This is a genomic window from Paenarthrobacter sp. NEAU-H11 (genome assembly GCF_050573415.1).
GTDB lineage: Bacteria > Actinomycetota > Actinomycetes > Actinomycetales > Micrococcaceae > Arthrobacter.
On record NZ_JBNZGA010000013.1, the window covers coordinates 39733 to 60732 of the forward strand.

20 protein-coding genes are annotated in these 21000 nt (G+C 61.8%); 18 read left to right on the forward strand and 2 right to left on the reverse strand.

Annotated features, from left to right (window positions below; genetic code table 11):
- Positions 1 to 385: 385 nt before the first annotated feature.
- Genes ACQ3DC_RS15810 through ACQ3DC_RS15820 form a run of 3 tightly spaced genes read left to right on the forward strand, consistent with a single transcriptional unit; the run spans position 386 to position 2203 of the window.
- Positions 386 to 838: a hypothetical protein gene (locus tag ACQ3DC_RS15810; protein ID WP_108598333.1), complete on the forward strand. Its 453-nt coding sequence runs from the start codon at positions 386 to 388 to the stop codon at positions 836 to 838.
- 60 nt (positions 839 to 898) lie between these two features.
- Complete coding sequence (locus ACQ3DC_RS15815; protein ID WP_430752690.1) at positions 899 to 1285, forward strand: hypothetical protein; 387 nt, start codon at positions 899 to 901, stop codon at positions 1283 to 1285.
- Positions 1286 to 1291: 6 nt separating this feature from the next.
- Positions 1292 to 2203 (forward strand): hypothetical protein, encoded by a 912-nt coding sequence (locus ACQ3DC_RS15820; protein ID WP_237430659.1) that lies wholly within the window; start codon positions 1292 to 1294, stop codon positions 2201 to 2203.
- On the opposite strand, the gene ACQ3DC_RS15825 is transcribed toward ACQ3DC_RS15820, so the two are convergent.
- Positions 2200 to 3351 carry an alpha/beta fold hydrolase gene (locus ACQ3DC_RS15825; protein ID WP_430752691.1) on the reverse strand — a complete coding sequence of 384 codons (1152 nt, stop codon included), beginning with the start codon at positions 3349 to 3351 and terminating at the stop codon, positions 2200 to 2202. The two genes, ACQ3DC_RS15820 and ACQ3DC_RS15825, sit on opposite strands and share 4 nt — an antisense overlap.
- Before the next feature lie 168 nt (positions 3352 to 3519).
- On the opposite strand from ACQ3DC_RS15825, the gene ACQ3DC_RS15830 reads away from it, so the two are divergent.
- The 15 genes from ACQ3DC_RS15830 (at position 3520) to ACQ3DC_RS15900 (ending at position 19542) form a co-directional block, all read left to right on the forward strand.
- Entirely contained in the window at positions 3520 to 4599 is a 1080-nt protein-coding gene (locus ACQ3DC_RS15830) for a CHAP domain-containing protein (protein WP_430752692.1), read from the forward strand.
- Entirely contained in the window at positions 4596 to 5105 is a 510-nt protein-coding gene (locus ACQ3DC_RS15835; RefSeq protein ID WP_430752693.1) for a hypothetical protein, read from the forward strand. Before ACQ3DC_RS15830 ends, ACQ3DC_RS15835 begins: the two co-directional genes overlap by 4 nt.
- Positions 5106 to 5145: 40 nt before the next feature.
- On the forward strand, positions 5146 to 6573 hold the full coding sequence (locus tag ACQ3DC_RS15840) for a chromosome partitioning protein ParA (protein WP_430752694.1): 1428 nt from the start codon (positions 5146 to 5148) through the stop codon (positions 6571 to 6573).
- Positions 6574 to 6618: 45 nt separating this feature from the next.
- The gene (locus tag ACQ3DC_RS15845; RefSeq protein WP_430752695.1) at positions 6619 to 7209 is read left to right on the forward strand and encodes a DUF6668 family protein; all 591 of its coding nucleotides are present in this window, start codon (positions 6619 to 6621) and stop codon (positions 7207 to 7209) included.
- Positions 7210 to 7252: 43 nt separating this feature from the next.
- A complete protein-coding gene (locus ACQ3DC_RS15850; RefSeq protein WP_430752696.1) occupies positions 7253 to 7522 on the forward strand; it encodes a hypothetical protein in 270 nt (89 codons plus the stop codon).
- Positions 7523 to 7543: 21 nt separating this feature from the next.
- Positions 7544 to 8299, forward strand: coding sequence for a hypothetical protein (locus tag ACQ3DC_RS15855; RefSeq protein ID WP_430752697.1), 756 nt, complete (start codon positions 7544 to 7546; stop codon positions 8297 to 8299).
- A gap of 115 nt (positions 8300 to 8414) precedes the next feature.
- The gene (locus ACQ3DC_RS15860) at positions 8415 to 9587 is read left to right on the forward strand and encodes a hypothetical protein (RefSeq protein WP_430752698.1); all 1173 of its coding nucleotides are present in this window, start codon (positions 8415 to 8417) and stop codon (positions 9585 to 9587) included.
- A complete protein-coding gene (locus ACQ3DC_RS15865) occupies positions 9574 to 11082 on the forward strand; it encodes an SCO6880 family protein (protein WP_430752699.1) in 1509 nt (502 codons plus the stop codon). The genes ACQ3DC_RS15860 and ACQ3DC_RS15865 overlap by 14 nt, the downstream gene beginning before the upstream one ends.
- Positions 11083 to 12678: an ATP/GTP-binding protein gene (locus ACQ3DC_RS15870; protein ID WP_430752700.1), complete on the forward strand. Its 1596-nt coding sequence runs from the start codon at positions 11083 to 11085 to the stop codon at positions 12676 to 12678.
- Positions 12675 to 14444: a type IV secretory system conjugative DNA transfer family protein gene (locus ACQ3DC_RS15875; protein ID WP_430752701.1), complete on the forward strand. Its 1770-nt coding sequence runs from the start codon at positions 12675 to 12677 to the stop codon at positions 14442 to 14444. Before ACQ3DC_RS15870 ends, ACQ3DC_RS15875 begins: the two co-directional genes overlap by 4 nt.
- Positions 14441 to 14869 (forward strand): DUF4913 domain-containing protein, encoded by a 429-nt coding sequence (locus tag ACQ3DC_RS15880; protein ID WP_430752702.1) that lies wholly within the window; start codon positions 14441 to 14443, stop codon positions 14867 to 14869. Before ACQ3DC_RS15875 ends, ACQ3DC_RS15880 begins: the two co-directional genes overlap by 4 nt.
- A gap of 380 nt (positions 14870 to 15249) precedes the next feature.
- Positions 15250 to 15909, forward strand: a complete 660-nt coding sequence (locus ACQ3DC_RS15885) for a LuxR C-terminal-related transcriptional regulator (protein WP_430752703.1) — start codon at positions 15250 to 15252, stop codon at positions 15907 to 15909.
- A gap of 101 nt (positions 15910 to 16010) precedes the next feature.
- On the forward strand, positions 16011 to 17225 hold the full coding sequence (locus ACQ3DC_RS15890) for a sensor histidine kinase (protein WP_430752704.1): 1215 nt from the start codon (positions 16011 to 16013) through the stop codon (positions 17223 to 17225).
- Complete coding sequence (locus tag ACQ3DC_RS15895) at positions 17218 to 18228, forward strand: hypothetical protein (RefSeq protein ID WP_430752705.1); 1011 nt, start codon at positions 17218 to 17220, stop codon at positions 18226 to 18228. The genes ACQ3DC_RS15890 and ACQ3DC_RS15895 overlap by 8 nt, the downstream gene beginning before the upstream one ends.
- Before the next feature lie 519 nt (positions 18229 to 18747).
- Positions 18748 to 19542, forward strand: a complete 795-nt coding sequence (locus ACQ3DC_RS15900; protein ID WP_430752706.1) for a FadR/GntR family transcriptional regulator — start codon at positions 18748 to 18750, stop codon at positions 19540 to 19542.
- A 63-nt stretch (positions 19543 to 19605) separates the two neighbouring features.
- On the opposite strand, the gene ACQ3DC_RS15905 is transcribed toward ACQ3DC_RS15900, so the two are convergent.
- On the reverse strand, positions 19606 to 20787 hold the full coding sequence (locus ACQ3DC_RS15905; protein ID WP_430752707.1) for an acyl-CoA dehydrogenase family protein: 1182 nt from the start codon (positions 20785 to 20787) through the stop codon (positions 19606 to 19608).
- Positions 20788 to 21000 lie beyond the last annotated feature (213 nt).

Here is a 21000-nt window from a genome sequence, read left to right on the forward strand (position 1 = left end):
ACTTCGTTCTCTCCTGTGACGGGCAGCCCGGTGGGTTTGCTGCTCGAGCCACCCTTGGTGCCAACTTTTAGCAGAAGCTTGGGGGAGTAGTGTGCTGCGCCCGGCCTGCCGCAGGCGGCAGATCTGTTCAGCCCGCCCGCCAAAGGTGCCCGCACCCCCTCCCATGCCCTTTCTGCGGCTCTACGACGTCAACGACTGCCACAGTGAGGTTGCCTAATTGTTCCTTCAACAGCCCAAGCAAACGACAGACTACATACATGCTCCGCACATGCACAACTCACTTCCTGTACCCTCTGGTAGCCGTCAGGTAGCATTCTTTTAGCTGCCCGCCTGCTCTGTGTGGCGGTCTATACAAGAGGCTGAGCTTGGCTAAGGAGCTTTATAGATGGCAAATGGGGGCCGCAGCGTGTTTCTCACGCAACAGCAGAAGAAAGAGCGCCTGGCGGATCGCATGGGCATCCTGGTGGATATCTGGGAGTCCGATCACAACACTGTGCTCACGTACCCTCATGTGGAAGAAGCACTTTCGGCCCACGGAATCCACCTGTCTCGGACTCGCTGGTCATACTTGATCAACGGCACCGGCAGCCTGGTGACCGATCAGGAACTGCTAAAGGGCATAGCAGAGTACGTTTTTGCCGTACCTGCCAGTTATCTGTGTGATCTCAACAGCGAGACTCCCCCTGAGGTGGAAGCGCGCATGGAGTTCCTTGTGCAGATGCGCAAGCTCAAGGTGAAGAACTTTGCGGCGAGAAACCTGGGGGCCACCTCGCCTGAAATGCTACGGACGATTACCAGGATCATCGATGCGTCGATGAACGGCGAAGAGGAGGACTGAATGGGCCTCCCACCGGTCGCAGAAAAGGTCCGGGAGTTATGCGGAGACGGAACGACGTCAATGGCGGAGGTCCTGGAACGTCTGGCCGTCATCTGCGAAAAGCCGATCAAGCTGATCGAGCAGGAGGGGTCTTGGGGAACTCTGACAGCCTTCAAATTGGACTTTGAAGATCACTTCAAGATCTATGTCCCGCCGCAAAACTCGACGCAGTACAAGCTTCATTGCATCTATCACGAGCTCGGACACATATATCTGGAGAGCTTTCAAGGCCACTTGGTTCTGCCCGATTTCTCTGAAGAGATGCTGAAGGAGGCTGCCGGCGCGAAAAGCATGAGCTGCTGTTCTGTTCTGAATCATCCCGTAGAACGCTGGGTGGAGGATTTTGCTTTCGAGATGTCAAAGAAGACCCGTGCGCGTAGCTCCTCCGAGACTGATCCTTTCCTCTGATAGACCATGAAACAGTTGCTCTTTGCGCTGCTCAGTGCCCTATGCCTCCTTCGGATCCCCTCGGTAGTCAAGGTGGCGGAAGCCCGGGCATCGTGGGTGGCATCGATGTTCGGCTTGGCGGCACTTTATGTCCTGGGAACGGTTGCGCCGCTGGCGTCCATCGACAGCTACCTCGGTGGCGTCAACGTGACGAACCTTCTTCAAGCCATATTCGCACTGTTGGCGATCTTCTTCTTCAACGACAGTGTGCGGCGGTTAGCAACCGTACCAGTCAGGTGGAGTTACTATGCTCCGTTGTTGAGCATTCCCATCATGATTGTCAGCTTCGCCCTCATTGAGGACAAAGGTCCAACCTCTGCGGACTTCATTGACTACCGCATGGACCAACTTGCGACTGCCACTTACAGCGGCACGTACATGTTCGCGTTGCTATTCACCGTGCTTAGGATCATCTACATGCTTCGGCACAAGGCTAGGGGCCTGTACGCAACATTCTCAGCGGGCTTGGTCGTGGTCGCGGCGGCCGTCTCGTGCCACATTGCATATGTGCTGCTGTTCCACTTCACGCCGTGGGATGCCTTCGCAGAGGCGATCGGAGCCTGGTTTGACCGTCTTTTCTATGCCGGCCTCTCGGTGACTGCCGCGGGGTGGCTAATTCTTTTCCTGTCCAAGCAGCTGCCGAGGTTGCGGCTCTGGATGATCGATGCGCTTTGGCTTACTGCGCTGAGGATCCGGGTAAATGCAGATACGTCTCGAGTTAGTCCGGCATGGGACCTTTTCAACGAAACGCTGGAAAATGGGGTCTACAAAAGCCTCATCGTTTTGCACAACTACCAGCGGGGGAACATGTGCCCGTTCCCGGAGTCTGTTCAGGGCAGGATCAGCCAGATCGAGGCCAAGCTGGACGCGCGGGTCTAGCCTTCGGTCAGGATCGTTTTGTTGATCCAACTCGTGAGCTCGTTGGTGAAGGTGTGGGGTGACACATTCCACTCCTGGGTGTGATGCGCCTCAGGTAAGGGAATCAGGGTGACGGTGTCGGGGTTCGCGCGTTGGAACGCCGCCGAGATTTCCCAGGGAACCTCCTGATCGGCACTCGAGTGCAGGACCAGGGTTGGGATTGGCACACGGTTAGGTATGTCGACCCACTCAAGGGCATCGAAGTTGATCGGTTCTTCCAGTCCGAGCATCTTCGCGAATGGGGGAGCCTGAAGCAAGGACATGACAAGGCCGGCTCCTACCGCAGGCACGCCGGCGGCCTCCGCTCCTGCCCTGATGGTTTTGCGCCAACTCGTGACCGGTCCAACCAGGACAATCCCGGCGATCCGGTCACGGTAGGCGCTACGCTCCGCTGTGAGCAGGGCGATCGTCCCACCCATTGACCAGCCCGAGAGGATGATTCGCTGCGCGCCGTGAGCCACGGCGTAGGCCACAGCGCTTTCCACGTCTCGCCATTCTGTTTGACCAAGGTGGCTCGATTCGGCCTGCGGTGGGCTGACCTCCAGGTCGCTGCGGAATGAGGGGACCAAGGAGGTGAATCCCAAGGCGCTGAAGGCGTGGACGTCACGAAACATGATCGAGCGGTCGGTCCAGCTGCCATGGATGTGGATCACCCATGTGTCCGCGTTCCTACCTTCGAATAGCCATGCCGGCGCCGCGCCGTAGGCGGTGGGAATGTGTACCTCTTCAAACCGCTCGGCCACAGCGGAAGGTTCGAAGAACACGTCGGGCGTCCAGTCGACCACGGGTCCCAAAGTCACCGGCCCGGACCCCGTCGGATGGATTCGACGCTCCACGAACTTTTGGTCCTCGTCGATCAGGGTGACCTCGCCGACCCTGGTGAAACGCTCGGCCGCAGGGTCAAACACGGCGAAGTCGCCGTGGGCTTTGGTGTAGTCATCCAAGTCGATGCGGACTCTGCGGCCATCATCTGTCAGCTCGGCACGACGGTAGTCCTTTGGGCCCCGTCTAACGATCTTGCGGGCCATGATGACCGCGAATCCGAATAGTGAGCCCGCGGGTACGAGGAACGCCAGGCAGGCGAGGCCACGCCTTGTCGTCAGCATCATGTCCCGCCCTCCAGCGCCAACCCCGGGAAGAGTATCGAAGCCCAATCATCGTAACGTTCCTCAAACCTTGGATATGTATGAAGCATGCCAACTACATCCGTTGCACATGTCCACTACACGCAGATAGTCTTGGTATGGGCCAGTGGGGGGCTCAAAGGGGGGATTTGCATGCAGCGGAAGTCACTTGGTCTCGTGGCGGTCATCGTGGTCCCTGGCATCTTGATAGGGCTGGTCCTTTCCATCCTCTTGCTCCTTGCGCCAGCAAAGCCCGCGGCTGCCGATTGCGGCGCGTCCGTCTCAGTTGTCATCGAGGCCGAAACGAAGGTCGAGGGCTACACCGAGGAGCAGCTGAAGAACGCCGCTGCGATCATGGGTGCCGGTAAGGCTCTGGACCTGTCCGTGAAGGGTCAGATCATCAGCGTCATGGTGGCGCTGGGGGAGTCGGGGCTGCGTGTCCTGGACTACGGTGACGGACCGGGTCCCGATTCCCGTGGCTTGTTTCAGCAGCGCGACAACGGCGCGTGGGGCTCCTACGCCGACCGCATGGACCCGACCATCAGTGCCACGAACTTCATCAAGGCCCTGCAAAAGGTCGAGGGCTGGGAGCTGCTAGAGCCGCCCCTTGCCGGCAACAAGGTGCAGCGCAACGCCGACCCGTACCACTACCAGAAGTACTGGCCGGAGGCCGTAAAGCTCGTCCAGGCACTCTCGGACGGGCAGTTCACCCTCGAAGGCAGCGACTGCGCCATCCCAGGCCACTCCGGTGCCGGGGATGACTACCCGTGGAAAGACTCTCCGACCTGGATGCAGGTCGGAGCTAGCACTGCCGCCGCATCACCGCTGGGCATGTTCTACCGCGAATGCGTGGACTTCGCCCTATGGCGGGTGAACCAGCAAATGGGGTCCACCGGCGAACCGTTCAAGTTCCTCAACGGCAACTTCCGCCCCGACGGGCAGGGCCTTGGTTCGGCCCTGACGTGGAAGGCCGGCTGGGACGCCAAAGGCTGGGCCACGGGCAAAACGCCTCGGGTCGGCGCGGTCGTTTGGTATGCACCCGGGGCTGGGGGAGCGGACCCCACCTTCGGTCACGTCGCCGTGGTCAAGGAAGTCAAGGACGACGGGACCTACGTCGAAGAGGGCTACAACGGCAACCCGCCCCCGGATGACCACAACTACTACACCCGCATAGTCAGCAGCGATGTCCCTTCAGCGTTCTTGTACCTGCCCACCCAAGAGGAGACGAAGTGAAGAAGCCCCTGGCCCTCATCGCAGTAGCCCTACTCTGCGCCGCGTGCGCACCGGCAGCGAACACCACGCCGGCGCCGGCAGAATCGACCGCCCCGCCTTCCGCGCCCGTTTCGCTCAGCGCCGGCAGCGGCCCGCAGGCGCCCGGTGGCACGGCCCCGGCCACGATCGTCATCGCTTGGGATCAGGCCAGCAAGGACGCGGCCGTGGACATCGCCCAGAAGGCCATGGCGGACTTTGCCCGCCCTGGTCTGGGGGAAGAGCAGTGGGCCAATGATCTTGCCCGCTGGCTGACGCCACAGGCCACCGCCGATTATTCCGCCGTGGACCCGGCCAACATTCCCGCCAGCCGCGTCACCGGCCCGGCCATGCTGAACGTCGATGAAGCCAACGGCTACGGGGTCATGGCGGCAGTGCCCACCGACGCCGGGACCTACACAGTGCAGCTGCTCCGCACGCGCAAGGAATCCCCGTGGAAGGTCAACCGCCTCACCCCACCGGCTTCCTGACACTCCTCACCACGTTTCAGAAAGGTAGAACGCTATGGTCATGAACCAGACTGATGTCCCGGCCTTCCCCAAGATCAACGCCATCGTCCGTGCCAACGGCACCGCAGAAGTGGTTGTTGCCGGCAACTCCCGGAGTGTGAAAGCGGCAGAGTCCCTGCAGCAACTCCGCGACAATGCCCTGTCCCTCGTGGTCAGGGAAGCGAAGACGCTGAATCGCCCGGTGCGTGTCCAGGTCGATGATCCGGAAGGCCAGGGTGAGCTGATCGTGAACCCGGACGGCACTAAGGAGTCCGTCACCTACATGGCCAAGGCCTCACGCCGCCGCCTGGCTGAAGCTCCCACCCCCGCAGCATCCCGGCCTGCTCCTGCGGTTGCAGAAACCATCCCTGCGCCCATCAATGACGAGTCGATTACTGAGGTACCGGGCAACGTCCCATTAGCGACAGGAACATCCATGACCCTGACACCCGAAACCACGTCCACGCCGACCCCGGAGGCCCAGGAGGCACCGACCCGGCGCAGCCTGAAGGAAACCTCCTTCCTGGTCAGCGCCCCGGTCCTGGAACCCGCCACGCAGGGCTGGCGGGGTGCGCTCACGCGCCTTGGCTTCCGGATGGACCCGTCCGCCGAAGAACTGTCCGAGCGGGAAGATATCCGCACGGTCAGCCAGCACTGGCCCGGTCCCCGGACCATTGCCGTGGTCAACCGCAAGGGTGGTGCGAACAAGACCCCCACGGTCGTGATGCTCTCGGCCATCCTCGCCCGCTACAGCGGGGCAGCTACCGTCGCCTGGGACAACAACGAATCCCAAGGCACCCTGGGCTGGCGGACGGAAAAGGGCGCCCATGACCGGAGCGTTCTGGACCTGATCGATTCCTCGACCGAACTGCTCTCCCCGGCAACGAACGCTGCCGAGATTGCTAAATTCGTTCACCACCAGACCGCTGACAAGTTCGATGTCCTGCGCTCGGATGAGAACGAGGAAGGCGACCACGAAGTCACCGCTGAGGAAGTGGACATCGCCCACCAGGTCCTCACCCGGTACTACCGGCTGGTGGTCATGGATTCGGGCAACACCGCCCGGGCAGCGAACTGGCGCAGGATGATTCACCACACCAACCAGCTCGTCGTGCCGGTGACGGCCATTGAGGACCGCGCAGAAGCCGCCCGGCTGACGCTGCAGACCCTCGAATCCCGTGGTGGCCACGACGCCGAGCTGGCCCGCAACGCCGTTGTCATCGTCTCCGAATCCACCGATGCCAAGCGCGCCATGTCAGGGGATGCCTTGAAGCGGGCCAAGGACGAGGCCCAGCGGATCGCCGATGGTTTTGAACCGTTCGTCCGGGCCCTCGTCCGGATTCCCTACGACCCCGCCCTGGTTAACGGCCCCATCCGCTACGAAGCCCTCCAGCCCGCCACCCAGCGCGCATGGCTGGCCGCCGCGGCAGCCGTCGCCAAAGGCTTCTAAGTACCCCCTTGACCGCCACAATCCAGTCCTGAAAGGAGGATGCAGATGAACCAGCAACTGAACCCCTGGATCACCAGCCCAGAAACGGCAGAGCCCGAAGCAGCCACCGCAGATGAACATGGTTCTCCGCCGGCGATCATCACCCGCCCGGTCCTGGGGATGGTGGAACCCGACGCAGCTGACCGCCTCGCCCGCCGCACGGTCACCGGCACGGCAACGGTCTGGGTTACCGGCGCCCACGGGGGAGCGGGCGAAACCCGGCTCAGCCACCTCGTGGAGGGCGCACGCCCAACAGAACATGCCTGGCCCATCCTTGAAGACGGCTTCAGCAAACCTGCCGTCCTCCTGGTTTGCCGCTCAGACATGCACGGACTGAAAGCAGCGCAAAGAGCCCTCATCCAATGGGCCTCCGGCGCAGCTCCCGACGTTAACCTGCTAGGCCTCGCGGTCCTGGCCGATGCACCGGGAAAACTACCCAAAGCCCTGCGGGACTTCGCAGCTCTCATCGGCGGAGGAGCCCCCCGACTCTGGATGCTCCCCTGGGTCGAATCCTGGCGGCTAGGGGACACCACCACCGGGACACCCGGCCGCGACTACCAACGCCTGATCACCGACCTAACAGCCCTCACCAACTAACCAACCAACAGCTCTACAGCGCCATACCTCGAAAGGTCTCACCATGAACTTCATCGCAGCTCTTCCCGCCAGCGTCATCCCGAACCCGACCCCTGTCGTACCTCCCCAGGCACAGGGCCTGCTCACCGTACTGAACTGGGCCTCCGGCATCGGCCTGGTCCTCGGCGTTTTGGGCGTGATCATCGTCGGTATCGGCATGGTCATCCAGCTACGACGCGGCGAAGGGGGCGAATCCGTCGGTAAGCTCGGCTGGGTCCTCGCCGGCTGCATCATCATCACCGGCGCCTCCGGTATCGTCCGCGCCTTCGTCTAACCCAATCCCCGGAGGTTCATCATGAGCGAATCCACACAGAACAACACCGAACGGAATCCATTCACCAAACCCGGATTCGTCATTTCGGCCGCCCTCGTGGTCGCACTGATAGCAGCCGTCATCGTCATCTTCCTGCTCCCGAAGGGGGACGGTGGCGCGCAGCAGCCAGCCCCGTCCGCTCTGGAAGGCAACTCAACGGCGGCCTCGACACCAAGTAACGCCGCGTCCAGTAGCATCTGCGGTCTGCCCTCTACCTCGGAAACGGCTTTGGGAACTGCCCCCGGGTCCAACTGGGAGCTAGTAGGAAGGATGGCAACGCCCAAAGACCCTGACACCTTCGGGCCAGGAGTCACAGACACCGACGGTTTCCGTTCCTGCTTCGCGCACTCACCAACCGGAGCCCTCTACGCCGCGGCCAACGTCATTGCCCTAGGTTCTTCAACCGAGCAGGACGAACTGAAGCTGGCCGACAAGCTCTTGGTCCCCGGTCCCGGCCGGGATGCTGCCATAAAGGATGCCGAGAATAGGTCGCCTTCGTCAGCGACTGGCACAGACAGCGCTCAGATACGCGGATTTCTGATCAAGTCCTACAGCGCGATGGAAGCAGACGTTGATCTGGCCCTTGAGTTACCGAACGGTGCCCTGGCTCATTCGGTGCTATCGCTCCGGTGGGTTGATGGGGACTGGAAAGTAAAGGCCGCTGATGATGGACAGATATTCAACGGCACGTCCCGGCTCAGTTCCCTAAGCGGCTTCATCCTCTGGTCCGGAGTCTGACGTGGCTGAATGCAAGCTGGGGGACATTACTTGCGTCGCCGGGGATGTAGTTGCCGACATCGCAAATGACGCGATAGGAAATCTTGCGCAGTCCATCCTCGAAGGACTGAGCCGTATGGTGACTACCCTGTCGACGTTTTGGGTGAGCATGCCGACGACTAACCTCACGACAGAGGACGGCGTGACGGCCAGCCCGGTGGTGGGCTTTCTGAATTCTGAACTGTCTTACTGGACGCTGACGCTGGCCGTACTTTCGGTCATTCTTGGCGGTACTCGGATGATTTGGGAGCAGCGCGGGGCGCCACTAAAGGACCTCCTCAGGTCGCTTCTGACACTCACACTGGTTGCAGGGCTTGGCCTCGGCGTGATTTCAATCTTGGTCATGGCGGCCGACGCTTTCTCGGCTGCCATCATTGAGCGCTCCACAGACGGGAGGGGGTTTGCCGAGGCGTTCACGGCTATGGCAGTCATTCACCAAAGCGACGCTGTCTTTATTCTCATCATCCTCGGCCTTATCGGCCTGCTGACCTCATTGGTCCAGATAGTCCTGATGGTTGTCCGCGGCGGAATGCTGGTCATCTTGGCCGGCATTCTTCCCACTACCGCTGCCTTCACTAATACAGAGATGGGCAGGCAGTGGTTTCAGAAGGCCGTTGGGTGGACCATTGCCTTCATTCTGTACAAGCCCGCAGCAGCCATCGTGTACGCGTCAGCTTTCAAGCTCATGGACTTCAGCACGGAAAAAGACGCACTGCTCGGTTCAATTACAGGACTCGCGCTCATGGTGGTCGCAGTACTTGCCCTCCCGGCTTTGATGCGGTTTGTCACCCCGATGGTCGGTGCTATCGCTTCAGGCTCTGGCGGAGGCGCCCCTGCTGCTGCAGGGGCCATGGCCACTGGTGCTGTATCTCTGGGCCGCAGCGGAAGCGGCCGCGGGAATGCTTCCCCGACCCCGCCCAGCCAACCATCCAAGGGCTTTGCGTCTCCTGGCGGCAGTCAAGGTCCCGGCGGGACCAACGGCGGGAACGCTAAACCTTCCCCGGGATCCGCCGGAGCGTCCGGAGCCGGGGGAGTCCCCGGTAAGGGCACTGCAGGAAGCCCCGGGGCTTCGACCCCAGGTGCGGGGGCCAGCATAACTGGCCCGGGAGCCGCGTCGGGGGCGGCGAAGGCTGCAGGTCCGGCCGGCGTCGCTGTCGCCGTTGGCGGGCAGGTAGCTTCACGGGCCTCTTCGGCCGCACAACAGACAGCGCAGGATTCAACGGGGGAGGGCCCCAGTGGCAGCAATTAATACCGAATACAAGGAACCGTCCTACGGAAACTGGCGGGTCCCGAGGTCAGCAGGTCTGGGGGACCTTGGCGCTGTCGGCACCGGGATTGTCATGGCCGGGCTGCTGCTGGGTATCATCAGTTTTGCCATTTGGGGCCTTTTCGCGGGCTTGGGCGTCCTGGCCGTCGCCGGGGTGCTGGTTCTGCTGCTGACCGTCAAGGACAAGCACGGCCAGTCCGTGGTGGACCGTTTCGCGACCCGGATGAATTTTCGGCTCGCCCGTTCCTCGGGTGCGAACTTGTACCGCTCGGGTCCGTTGGGGGTGACGGAGTGGGGCATGTATCAGCTTCCGGGGTTGGCGGCGAAGTCGCGCTTGTATGAGTTCAACGACTCCTACAACCGCCCCTTCGCCATGCTCCATGTACCGACCACCAGTCACTTCACCGTCATCTTTTCCACCGAACCAGACGGCGCCTCGCTCGTGGATCCTGAGCAGGTCGATGCGTGGGTGGCGAACTGGGGTGGTTGGCTCGCCGGACTGGGCGATGAGGCAGGGTTGGAAGCCGCCGCAGTGACTGTAGAGACGGCTCCGGATTCGGGCTACCGGTTGCGCAATGAAGTCGAGATGAACATTGACGAGAACGCCCCCGAAGCGGCTAAGGCCATCCTTCGGGAGGTGATTCGGACCTACCCGGAAGGTTCTGCGACCGTGCGGGCCTGGGTGTCCCTGACCTTTAACGCTTCCCTCCGTGCAGGGTCCCGGAAGCGGGAGCCGGAGGACGTGGCCCGCGACATCGCCTCCCGCATTCCTGGGCTGGGTGCCCGGTTGCAGGCCACTGGCGCCGGGATCGCCCGGCCGATGTCAGCGCAGGAACTGTGCGAGGTCGTCCGGATTGCCTACGATCCGCCCGCGGCGCTGATTATCGATGAGGCCCACGCGGCCGGTTCCCCGGTCGCCCTGACCTGGGGCGAGGTCGGCCCCACGGCGACGCAGGCGAACTGGGACGAGTACCGGCACGACAGTGCCTTCTCTGTCTCCTGGACCATGACGGGTGCACCCCGGGGTTCGGTGAACTCTTCGGTCTTGTCCCGGCTATTGGCCCCGCACGGGGACGTTGACCGCAAACGCGTCTCCCTGCTGTACCGTCCGATGGATTCGGCCCGTGCCGCCGCAGTGGTGGAGCGGGACCAGAACAACGCCAACGTCCGCATCACCTCCGGAAACCGTCCCAGCGCCAGGGCCCTGGTCGATGCCCGGTCGGCGGCTCAGACTGCCCAGGAGGAAGCGCAGGGTGCCGGGCTGGTGAACTTCGGCATGGTCGTCACTGCCACGGTGACCGACGCTGCCCGGCTTCCGGATGCGGTGGCTGCGATCGAGCAGACCTCCGGGACCGCCCGGGTCCTGCTCCGCCGCGCCTACGGCTCACAGGACACCGCTTTCGCCGCGTCCTTGCCGCTGGGCCTGGTGCTCCCCAAACACATCCTGCTGCCCAGCGAAGTCAGGGAGGCCCTCTAAATGGCCCGCAACACGATCCTGCAAGCGAAGAAAGTGAAAACAGTAAACACAGCAAAGAAGTCTTCCACCGGGCAAGGGAAGGAGGGGGCGTCGCGTCCTGGCCGTGTCCGGGGTCCCGGCTCGCGTGGCTGGGGCGGCCGTGGCGGGGGAGCAGCTGCCCTGGTTCCTGCGGTGCGGGAGTACCGGGGCACGACGGTGCAGGTGTGCGGGTTGTGGCCGTTCAGTTCCGGCACGTCCTCCCCGATGATTGGTGTGCCGCTGGGCCGGCATGAGGAGACCCAGGCGACGGTCTGTTGTGACCCGATCAGCTGGTTCCAGCGTGCCCACCTGATCTCCAACCCGTCTGCGTTCATTCTCGGCAAACCCGGGCTGGGTAAATCTACGCTGGTGCGACGGATGCTTCTGGGCCTCTCCGGCCAGGGCGTGCACCCCCTCGTGCTGGGGGACCTGAAGGCAGAGCACGTCGACGCGGTCGAGGCGTTGGGCGGTCAGGTCATCCGGCTCGGCCGGGGACGGGGCTACCTGAACATCCTTGATCCCGGCCAGGCCGTCGAGGTCGCCCAGCTGCTGGAAGAACAAGGGCACCACGACGCGGCCGTCCGGGTCCGGGCCGACGCCCACGGCCGGCGGCTAAATATGGTCGTCTCCCTCATCACGATCAGCCGGAACTCACCCCCAACGGATCAGGAACAGACCATCCTTGACCGGGCCCTGCGGGTGCTCGATGACACGTTCAACGGCATCCCGGTCCTTAAAGACCTCCTCGACGTCATCACCGCGGCCCCGGCCGAGCTGCGCCAGGTCGCCCTGGACCGCGGCGACATGACCGTCTACCTCCAGGAAACCCGTGCGCTGGAAGCGACCCTGCTGGGCCTGACCGGTGGCGGGAAGCTCGGCGAAATCTTCTCCCGGCAAACCACCAACCCCATGCGGCGGGACCGGGCCGTGGTCTTCGATGTCTCCAGCATCGACGAAACCGAAACCGACCTGCAGGCAGCAATCCTCCTGGCGTGCTGGTCCTACGGATTCGGGACCGTCAACGTCGCCAACGCCCTCGCAGACGCCGGACTGGAACCACGCCGGAACTACTTCGTCGTCCTCGATGAGCTGTGGCGGGCGCTGCGCTCGGGCAAGGGCATGGTCGACCGCGTCGACGCCCTGACCCGGCTCAACAGGAGTGTTGGGGTCGGGCAGGTCATGATCTCCCACACCATGTCGGACCTGCTGGCCCTCCCGGCGGAAGAAGACAGAATGAAAGCCCGCGGCTTTGTCGAACGTTCCGGCATGGTCATCTGCGCAGGCCTCCCCGCTTCTGAAATGCCACTCCTGACGGCTGCGATCCCGCTCTCCAGGCAGGAACAACAGAAACTCATCTCCTGGCAGGACCCGCCCTCATGGGACTCCCGCGGCGGTGACGTCGAACCCCCGGGCCGGGGCAAGTTCCTCATCAAGGTCGGCGGCCGCCCAGGCATCCCCGTCCAAATCGGCCTGACCTCCATCGAAGCCTCCCTGAACGACACAAACAAGCGCTGGCATACACCGGCACAAACCCTGCTGGATGCGGCCGCTCCAATCCGGGAAGAAGGTGCGGCATGAGTGCCCCGAACCGCAAGGGAACAGGCCTCGGCGACGCCCTGGGGATCTGGCTCGCCATCGGCGCCGCCACCATCTTCGGCGGCGGCACCTGGGTTGCCGCCCACCTCGGGTCCTGGATGGCCGGCCTCGACTTCCCGCCGGCGCACCCGATTGACCTGATCGCCGGGCTGGCCAAGGGCCGGGTGCCCTGGCCAGACCAGTCCACAGTGGTGGCATGCGTGCTGGCCGGTGTCCTGATCGCACTGGTGGTGACTGTGCTGCTGGTACGGTCCCGGACCGCGAGCAAACGCACCAGGGTGGACAAGGCAGCGGTGTACATGGGCCGAGGCAAGGACCTGAACCACCTCTCGACCAAGGGCGCCACGGCCACGGCCGTGCGCCTCGGCGTGGAAAACTCCACCGGTGTCCGCCTCGGCCGCAGCGTTGCCGGGAAGCGGCCGCTCTGGGCATCCTGGGAGGACATGCTGATCCTCATCGCAGGTCCCCGCACGATGAAGACCACCTCCTACGCCGTCCCCGCCATTCTTGACGCACCCGGCGCGGTGATCGCCACATCGAACAAACGTGACATCGTCGACGTCACCCGGCCTATCCGCTCGGAGGCCGGGCAGGTGTGGGTCTTTGACCCGCAGGCCGTTGCCGAGGAAGAGCCATCCTGGTGGTGGAACCCGCTCTCGTACGTGACGAACGAAGCCACGGCAGGGAACATGGCCTCCCACTTCTCCGCAGGCTCCCGGGAACCCGGAACCAAGCCAGATGCCTACTTCGACCCGGCCGGGCAAAACCTGCTCAAAGCCCTCCTGCTCGCCGCCTCGCTCAGCGCCGCCCCGATCACGCAGGTGTACACCTGGCTGACCCGCCCACACGATGAAGCACCGGCTGACATCCTCCGCACCGCCGGCTTTGACCTTCTCGCAGACATGGTCATCGGCCACATCAGGGAACCGGAAAAGCAGCGGGCCGGCGTCTACGGCACCGCCCGGCAAATGGTTTCCTGCCTCACCGACCGGGACGTCAGCCAATGGGTCACCCCCACACCGGGCACCACCGTCGACACCGACCCCCGTCCGCAGTTCGTCCCCGAAGACTTCGTCCGCGGCAAAGGCACGCTCTACAGCCTCTCCCGCGAAGGAGTCGGAACCGCAGGCCCGCTGGTCACCGCTCTGACTGTCGCCGTCGTCGAAGCTGCCGAAAAGTACGCCACTTCCCAACCCGGCGGGCGCCTCGCAACCCCGCTGCTGGGCATCCTCGATGAAGCCGCGAACGTCTGCCGGTGGAAAGCCCTGCCGGACCAGTACAGCCACTACGGCTCCCGCGGCATCATCCTCATGACCATCCTGCAGTCCTGGTCCCAGGGCGTGGAAGTCTGGAACCTCGAAGGAATGCGGAAACTCTGGTCCGCATCCAACGTCAAAATCTACGGCGGCGGCGTCTCCGAAGTCGGCTACCTCGACGAGCTCTCCCGCCTCATCGGCCAGTACAGCTACATCAACGTCTCCCGCAGCCACAGCAGAACCGGATCCTCCTCCTCCCGGCAGGAAAGCAAGGACGAAATCCTGTCCGTCGCCGACCTAACAGCGCTCCCAAGGTTCCGGGCCATCCTGCTCGCCTCCGGCGCCCCGGCCACCTTGATCGAAACGATCCCCTGGATGAAAGGGCCACACGCCCAAAAGGTCAAAGACTCCCTCGCAGCCAAGGAAACAATTGAGCGGGAGCCGGTGTCGGTGCCAGCTCATAACCCGTGGACGGACGGGGACAATCCGTGAGTGAAGAGTTCGCGGACGCCTTCGGAGACGAAGAGGAGCAGTCCGCGACCGGCCGGCACAGCCACGCCGAGCCCGAACCGGAACTGGTCTACTCCAGCGCCGTGGAGTTCTTCGCTGACCTCCTGGCCCAGTCCTACGTCCGCGAAGTCAACGAGGGCGCAGCCTACGCATGGTGCCCAGAATGGTACAAACACCCCGAAGCCCTCATCCGCATGGAAGCCATCTGGCGCGCATGGGAACACCTACGCCTCGAACCCGCCCTCGGCGTCAGCACATGGTGGCTGAACCACGCCGACCCCCACATGCGCATCCTCATGGACAAAGAAGGCCCCTTCAAAAAATGCGCCTACGACGGACACAAAACCCCCACCCCTGACAAGACTGCTCTTCCCCATATAACCCCTGAAGCAGGAATCTTTGACTAACACCGCCGGATGGTCACGAATTGACGAAAAGACGTGGGACACGCTTAAGTCTTTGCTGCCGCGGACCACACGCCAGGAACTGAGCCGACTTCCAAGCTGTCCACGGCTGGGGTCAATCCGGGTTATCCACGGCAGGAAAATGGGACGGGCCTTCGAAAGTCGAACTGAGAGGACTGCACCGGGCTTCCCTTACTTGGAGCAGTTGACACCAGAATAGGGTCACATTTTGCGCGTACGACTCCGTTTTCGTGTAAATCAAATGTTTGTCACCCATATGGGTGACAAACATTTGAAGTACGCCTGAATCCGTAAATCCGCGCGTGCAACTTGGAATACTTAGCGGGACGGCATGGGTCGTACTACGCGCGATAGGGGTTTTGATGAAAACAGTAATTAGGGTCGGCGTTGTCGATGACCACGAGATGCTTCGGGTGGGATTCGCAGCGGCGGCCTACCTCGATGCCAAGACTGCGTCTGTACCAGTCGTAGTAGTCCGGGCCAGCGACACGGTCGAAGATCTCTTGGCAGGGGGAGAAAAGATGTTCGACGTCGTCGCCCTTGATATGTCCCTCGCCGACGGAACCAGGCCGGGGGACAACGTTCGAAGAATCATTAACGCTGGGTACAAGGTCTTGGTGTACAGCCAAGCCGACAAGGCTGCAGATCTTCGGGAGGCACTGGCCGCGGGCGCCGCGGGAGTTTCGCGTAAATCGGAGGACTACGAACGGACTCTGAATTTCCTTCGAAGAGTTGCCGACGGAGAAATTATTGACAATCAACAGATGGCAGCAGCCATCGACGGAGACGCCGCTTTTTCTGCGATCGCTGACTTGAGCGATCAGGAACGCGAAGCGCTCCGCTTGTACGCAACCGGGAGAACACGAGCACAAGTTGCTGCCCAAATGAATGTCAAGGACAGCAGCGTAAAGACTTACATTCGACGTGTCCGTGAAAAGTATGAAGCAGTGGGGCGAGAGGCTAAGGACAAGGAAGCGCTGCGGCGGCGGGCAGTGGAGGACGGCCTTGTTGATCCTGACTAAAGTCTCTTCGGTAAGAGCAGAGATGTTCCTCATGGCATCGCCAACTTATTTTGCAGAATAGCTCCTCTAGACCCCCATCCCTTGCCCCGGAAAGGATGGCAGTGGCAAAGAAAAACTCCACGGAGCCGAAGACAATTTCTCGAACCAACATCGAACGGCTACTGACGCGTTCGGTGTCCGTATTCTCACTAGTCTTATATGGCCTTGCCCTTCCAGACCTTGTTGTACAGATACCTACGAGCGCCTTCGGATGGGACCTGGCTCTTATGGTGGGCATTCCGGGCACTATTCTCTGGACAGCACTAGTGCGGCATCAAGGAAGGCAGGTGCAGACAGCCGCAGGGATCTCGGCAGCGCTCATACTCGTCAGCTTTCTTTTATGGCACCTAGGACTGATTGGGCATGGCGGCCAAGTAGCGTCTCGGCCTTGGTCCTATGGGATTGCCGGTATCGGCATTGCACTGGCATGCATCGCCTCCAATGCGGGTTTTTCAGCTATATACGGTGCGGTGTTCTCAGCTCTTGTGTGCCTGGTACCGCTTACAACTGCCGGTAACGCCCGCGCGTGGTACGAATCAGCACAGGATGCCTTGCTGACAGCCGCCATGGCGGTGGTGATCATCAGTCCCATCACCACACTCCGCAAGGCGTCTGACGCTGCCGATCGCGCCGCTGAGGCTGCGATTTTGAAAACAGCTGGCGCTGCAAAAGCAGAGGCGCTGCGCACCGAGCGGACGCGTTTGGACGGGCTTACCCACGACACCGTAATGGCTACCCTGACTATCGCAGCCCGGGCAAAATCAACGGAAATGATTGACGCCGCAGCAAAAGCGGCCAAAGACTCTTTGGATCAGTTGGAATCGCTTCGCACGGGCAATGAGCAATCGTTCATAAGCACAGCTGAGCTCGTCGGGCGTCTCACAGGTGCCACCGCGGGCTACCCCACCAAGATCACATGTACGGATTTCAGCACGGGAGAGCCCCTGGCCCTCCCCCTGGTACCCAGCCGCGCATTGATTCAAGCAACGGCCGAAGCTGTAAGAAACAGCGCAATTCACGCCTACGGTGGCGGCAGCCAGGTCGAGGTCATTCTCGATCGCGACCCCCTCACAGGAGCCGCTCAAGCTGTCATTGAAATCACGGACGAGGGTCCTGGTTTCGACACTGAAAAGGTCCCCGCCCAACGGCTGGGCCTGAGGGTATCCATCTTGAACAGAATGCGCGACGCAGACGGCACAGCCACTGTTACTTCGAAGCCCGGAACGGGCACAAGAGTGCAACTGACATGGAAGGAAAACCTTCGCGGGCATGAATGACGCAATCAGCCGCCCACTTATCCTGGCTATGGGCCTGGCATTTCCGGCGGCCCACATCCTGCTCGGTATCGCGAACCTCCACCGGGTCGCGGCCATTTGGCCCGCTTTAGTGGCGATGGGAGTCTGTTTGGCCCTAATGGTTCTCACGACTTGGCCGGCAGAGGACAGGGGAATGCCACGCCGGCACGCTGTCTTCGCGGTCATTGGTGTCCTAGTTATGGACGTCCTTGTCCAGAGCACCCTTCCCTTTGTCGACCACCCGGGTTACGCAGCTTGGCACTGTGGCGCTATTCAGATGCTGATGGTCACCGTCGCCATCCGAAAGCAAATAGTCGCAGCCTGGGTAGGAATTAGCATGTTTGCGGTCCTCGACTTCGGCGGCTCCCTGCTCCATGGGCTAACGCCTGTAGACGGATTGGCCATGATCCTGACACCGGTGATGTGGGTCGCCATTTCTCACGCGGTAAGTAAGGTCTTCGCTCGTTGTGATGTCCAGATCAGAGCCAATGAAGCCAGTCAGAGAACATCTTCTGCGCGGCTGGCGAAGGAGCACGCTAGTTGGGTCTCCCACAACGAGTGGGTGACGGAGCTCGAGCGAAAGGCCAAGCCCCTGCTGTCAAAAATTGCTGCCCGTGCAATTGAGGAGCGGGATAGAACGAGCTGCCTGCTATTACAGGACGAGCTAAGGGATCAGGTCCGAGGGAGAGCTTTGGCTACGGCGACAGTTTTGAGATCCGCCCGCGCCGCCCGTGCCCGAGGAGTAGCCGTAGAAATTTGCGATGACCGGGAGACAGACCTTCCCCCGGCCGTACTCCTTGAAGCATCGACGCAACTCATCACCGTCTTAGACAGAGCCGCAGGGGGACTGATCACAGCCAGAGCCCTTCCGCCGGGAAATGACGTTGCAGTCACCATCTTTGCTTCAGATGACGCGCTGCCCGATCAAGAGTTTTACGTCGAGATTCGCGAGACGGGGAGCAGCACATCGATCTGTCCAAAATGACCTTTGGAGCACGGGCCGGACAGGACCGTGCTTCGACCGGACGATAGCCGCAGGCGCCTGCCAAATAAGGACACTCTGTCAGATTGGCATCTTAGGCTCCTTGCTTGGATGGCCTAAGAATCCATTAGCGGACCCTATTCTGACAGTGCTGGCGGGGCGGTCTGACGTCAGGTTGGCGTGTAGCTCAGATCGACGGAGAGATAAGCCCTGCTAGACATTTCCAGCACCTCAGGGCGACGCCCTTGATCTCGTAACCAAGCTCCGACGGTTCCTCTAGGCGAAAGCCTACGGAGGGGCACAAGTGCGCGTGAGGGAGTGATCGCACGGGTCAGCGCCGCCCTGCCCGCCTGGTCCAGCCCTTTTTGTGTTGAGGCGGCTCCTTGGGTGGTCCTGGAAGTGCACTGCGAGCCACCGGGCAACCTTTTGTTTTGCCCCCACACCCGGTTATGCAGACGAAGGCGAGAATGGTTCATAGTAAATAAAGAAGTGCTGAGCCCATGTCCTCTATAATCTGGTGTTATGGACATTACGGACTCCTCTGCAGTGCGACCCACGCAGGCGAATCAACTGGTACGCGACGTCGTACTCTCCCGCATCGGCCCGAGCGGGGGCCTAGTTGCCCAAACCGTCCGCCGCTTAGGCGAGGCGGTGAATCTGGGAATATTCCCCGTTGGTGAGCGGCTGCCGGCGGAGTCTGACCTTGCGGAGCAGCTGGGTATCTCTGCCATGACCCTCCGAGAAGCTCTCGCCATCATGCGTGAAGCCGGCTACCTTGAAACCCGCCGAGGCCGCATGGGAGGAACGTACATCAATCCGGACGCCCTGTCGATGACCGAACGGGGCCGAAGCGCGGGTACGCCCGAGATAAGCGAAGAGCTGGCGCGCGATCTCACCGACTATCGGATTGCCATTGGAGCCCACAGCGCGGCTTTAGCCGCAAGTCGGGCCACTCCCGATGAGATTGACGAGCTGCGCGCACTCATAAAACAGATGGACAATGCAGAAACCTTCGCGGAGTTCCGCAAGGCGGACGCCTCCTTCCACGTCATGATCTCCTCCTGCACACGCTCGCCGCGCCTTGTCAAAGCTGAGGCCGACGTGCAGTCCGAGATCACCCCCCTCGCCCGGGGCGCCTTTAACGTTGGTCCGCACTGGCGGCACGCGACCAACAGCGAGCACGCAGATATCCTGGCCGCCATTGAATCCAGGGCACCGGACTTGGCCCGTGAACGGATGACAGCGCATCTGCACAGCAGCTTTGAAGCCGTCGAAGGATTCCTCAAGGCAGACTCCGCCACCCACCGGAAAACCTGACTCAGGCGAACCACCCGGAGGAATCCGAATTACGTCGAGGACTTACCGTACCGACTTCCGTTCTCATAGCTGAGATTGAATTCCGGACAAGAGTTGACGGGCCATCACGATGCGCTGGACCTGGTTGGTGCCCTCGTAGATTTGAGTGATCTTCGCATCTCGCATCATCCGTTCCAGCGGGTAATCCTTCGTGTAGCCGTAGCCACCCAGCACCTGGACAGCATTCACAGTGACTTCCATCGCCACATCGGAGGCGAAGCACTTGGCCGCGGCCCCGAAGAAGGTCAGATCTTGCTCGCTGCGTTCGCTGCGGCCGGCGGCAGCGTACGTTAGTTGGCGAGCAGCCTCCACCTTCATACCCATGTCGGCCAGCATGAATTGCAGTCCCTGGAACTCAGCAATTGGCTTCCCGAATTGACGTCGTTCTTGGGCATAGAGGAGGGCATAGTCCAACGCACCTTGGGCGACGCCCACCGCTTGTGCCGCGATAGTGACCCGCGTGTGGTCCAAAGTTCGCATGGCGGTCTCGAATCCGGTCCCCTCCGCCCCAATCATCCGATCACCAGGGATGCGGACGTTGTCGAAGTACACCTCTCGCGTGGGTGATCCCTTGATGCCCAGCTTGCGCTCCGGCGCACCGAACGAGACGCCGGCATCCGATTTCTCCACCACAAACGCGCTGATACCTTTTGATCGCTGGCGTAAAGGAAGATCGGGATCGGTCACAGCCAACACCGTGTAATATGCTCCCACGCCAGCGTTCGAGATCCATCGCTTGACCCCATTTAGCACCCACGAATCACCGTCCCGAACCGCACGGGTCTTCATCGAGGCCGCATCCGACCCCGCTTCCGGTTCAGACAAGGCGTAACAGAACCCCTCACCCTCGGCCAGCTTAGTCAAGTAGCGATGCTTCAGATCCTCTGAACCCGCCAGAAGAAGCGGCATCGAGCCAAGCTTGTTGCCGGCGACTATGAGAGAAGACGACATGCAGGCTCGCGCGACTTCTTCGATCACGATGCACGTGGCTAGCGCATCGGCTCCCACCCCTCCATAAAGCTCCGGCACGTGGGGGGCGTGGAAGTCCGCCTCGACAAGGGCGTTATGAGCCTCCTGCGGGTACCGTGCCTGGTCGTCCACCTCCGCAGCATGGGGCGCGATCTTTGCGTAGCAAAGTCCGCGAACGGCCTCTCGGATTGCCTGATGCTCCTCCGGCAGACCGTAAAGAGGATTTTTGTCGCTCACTTGCTATACCCTCTCGGTGTGCGCGACACTGGCCGCTTCGTTCGACTTGGACGCTTGAGCTGCGATATCACGGTTTACCTCCGGGTTAGCTAAGAAAACACAGACAGCATTGAGCTGGCGCTCGACCTTCGGGTCGAGGATCAAGGGGGCTGAAAGAGCGGAATTCACGGGCGATCGCAGCGCTGCCGACAGTTCGACAGTTGCGAATACATG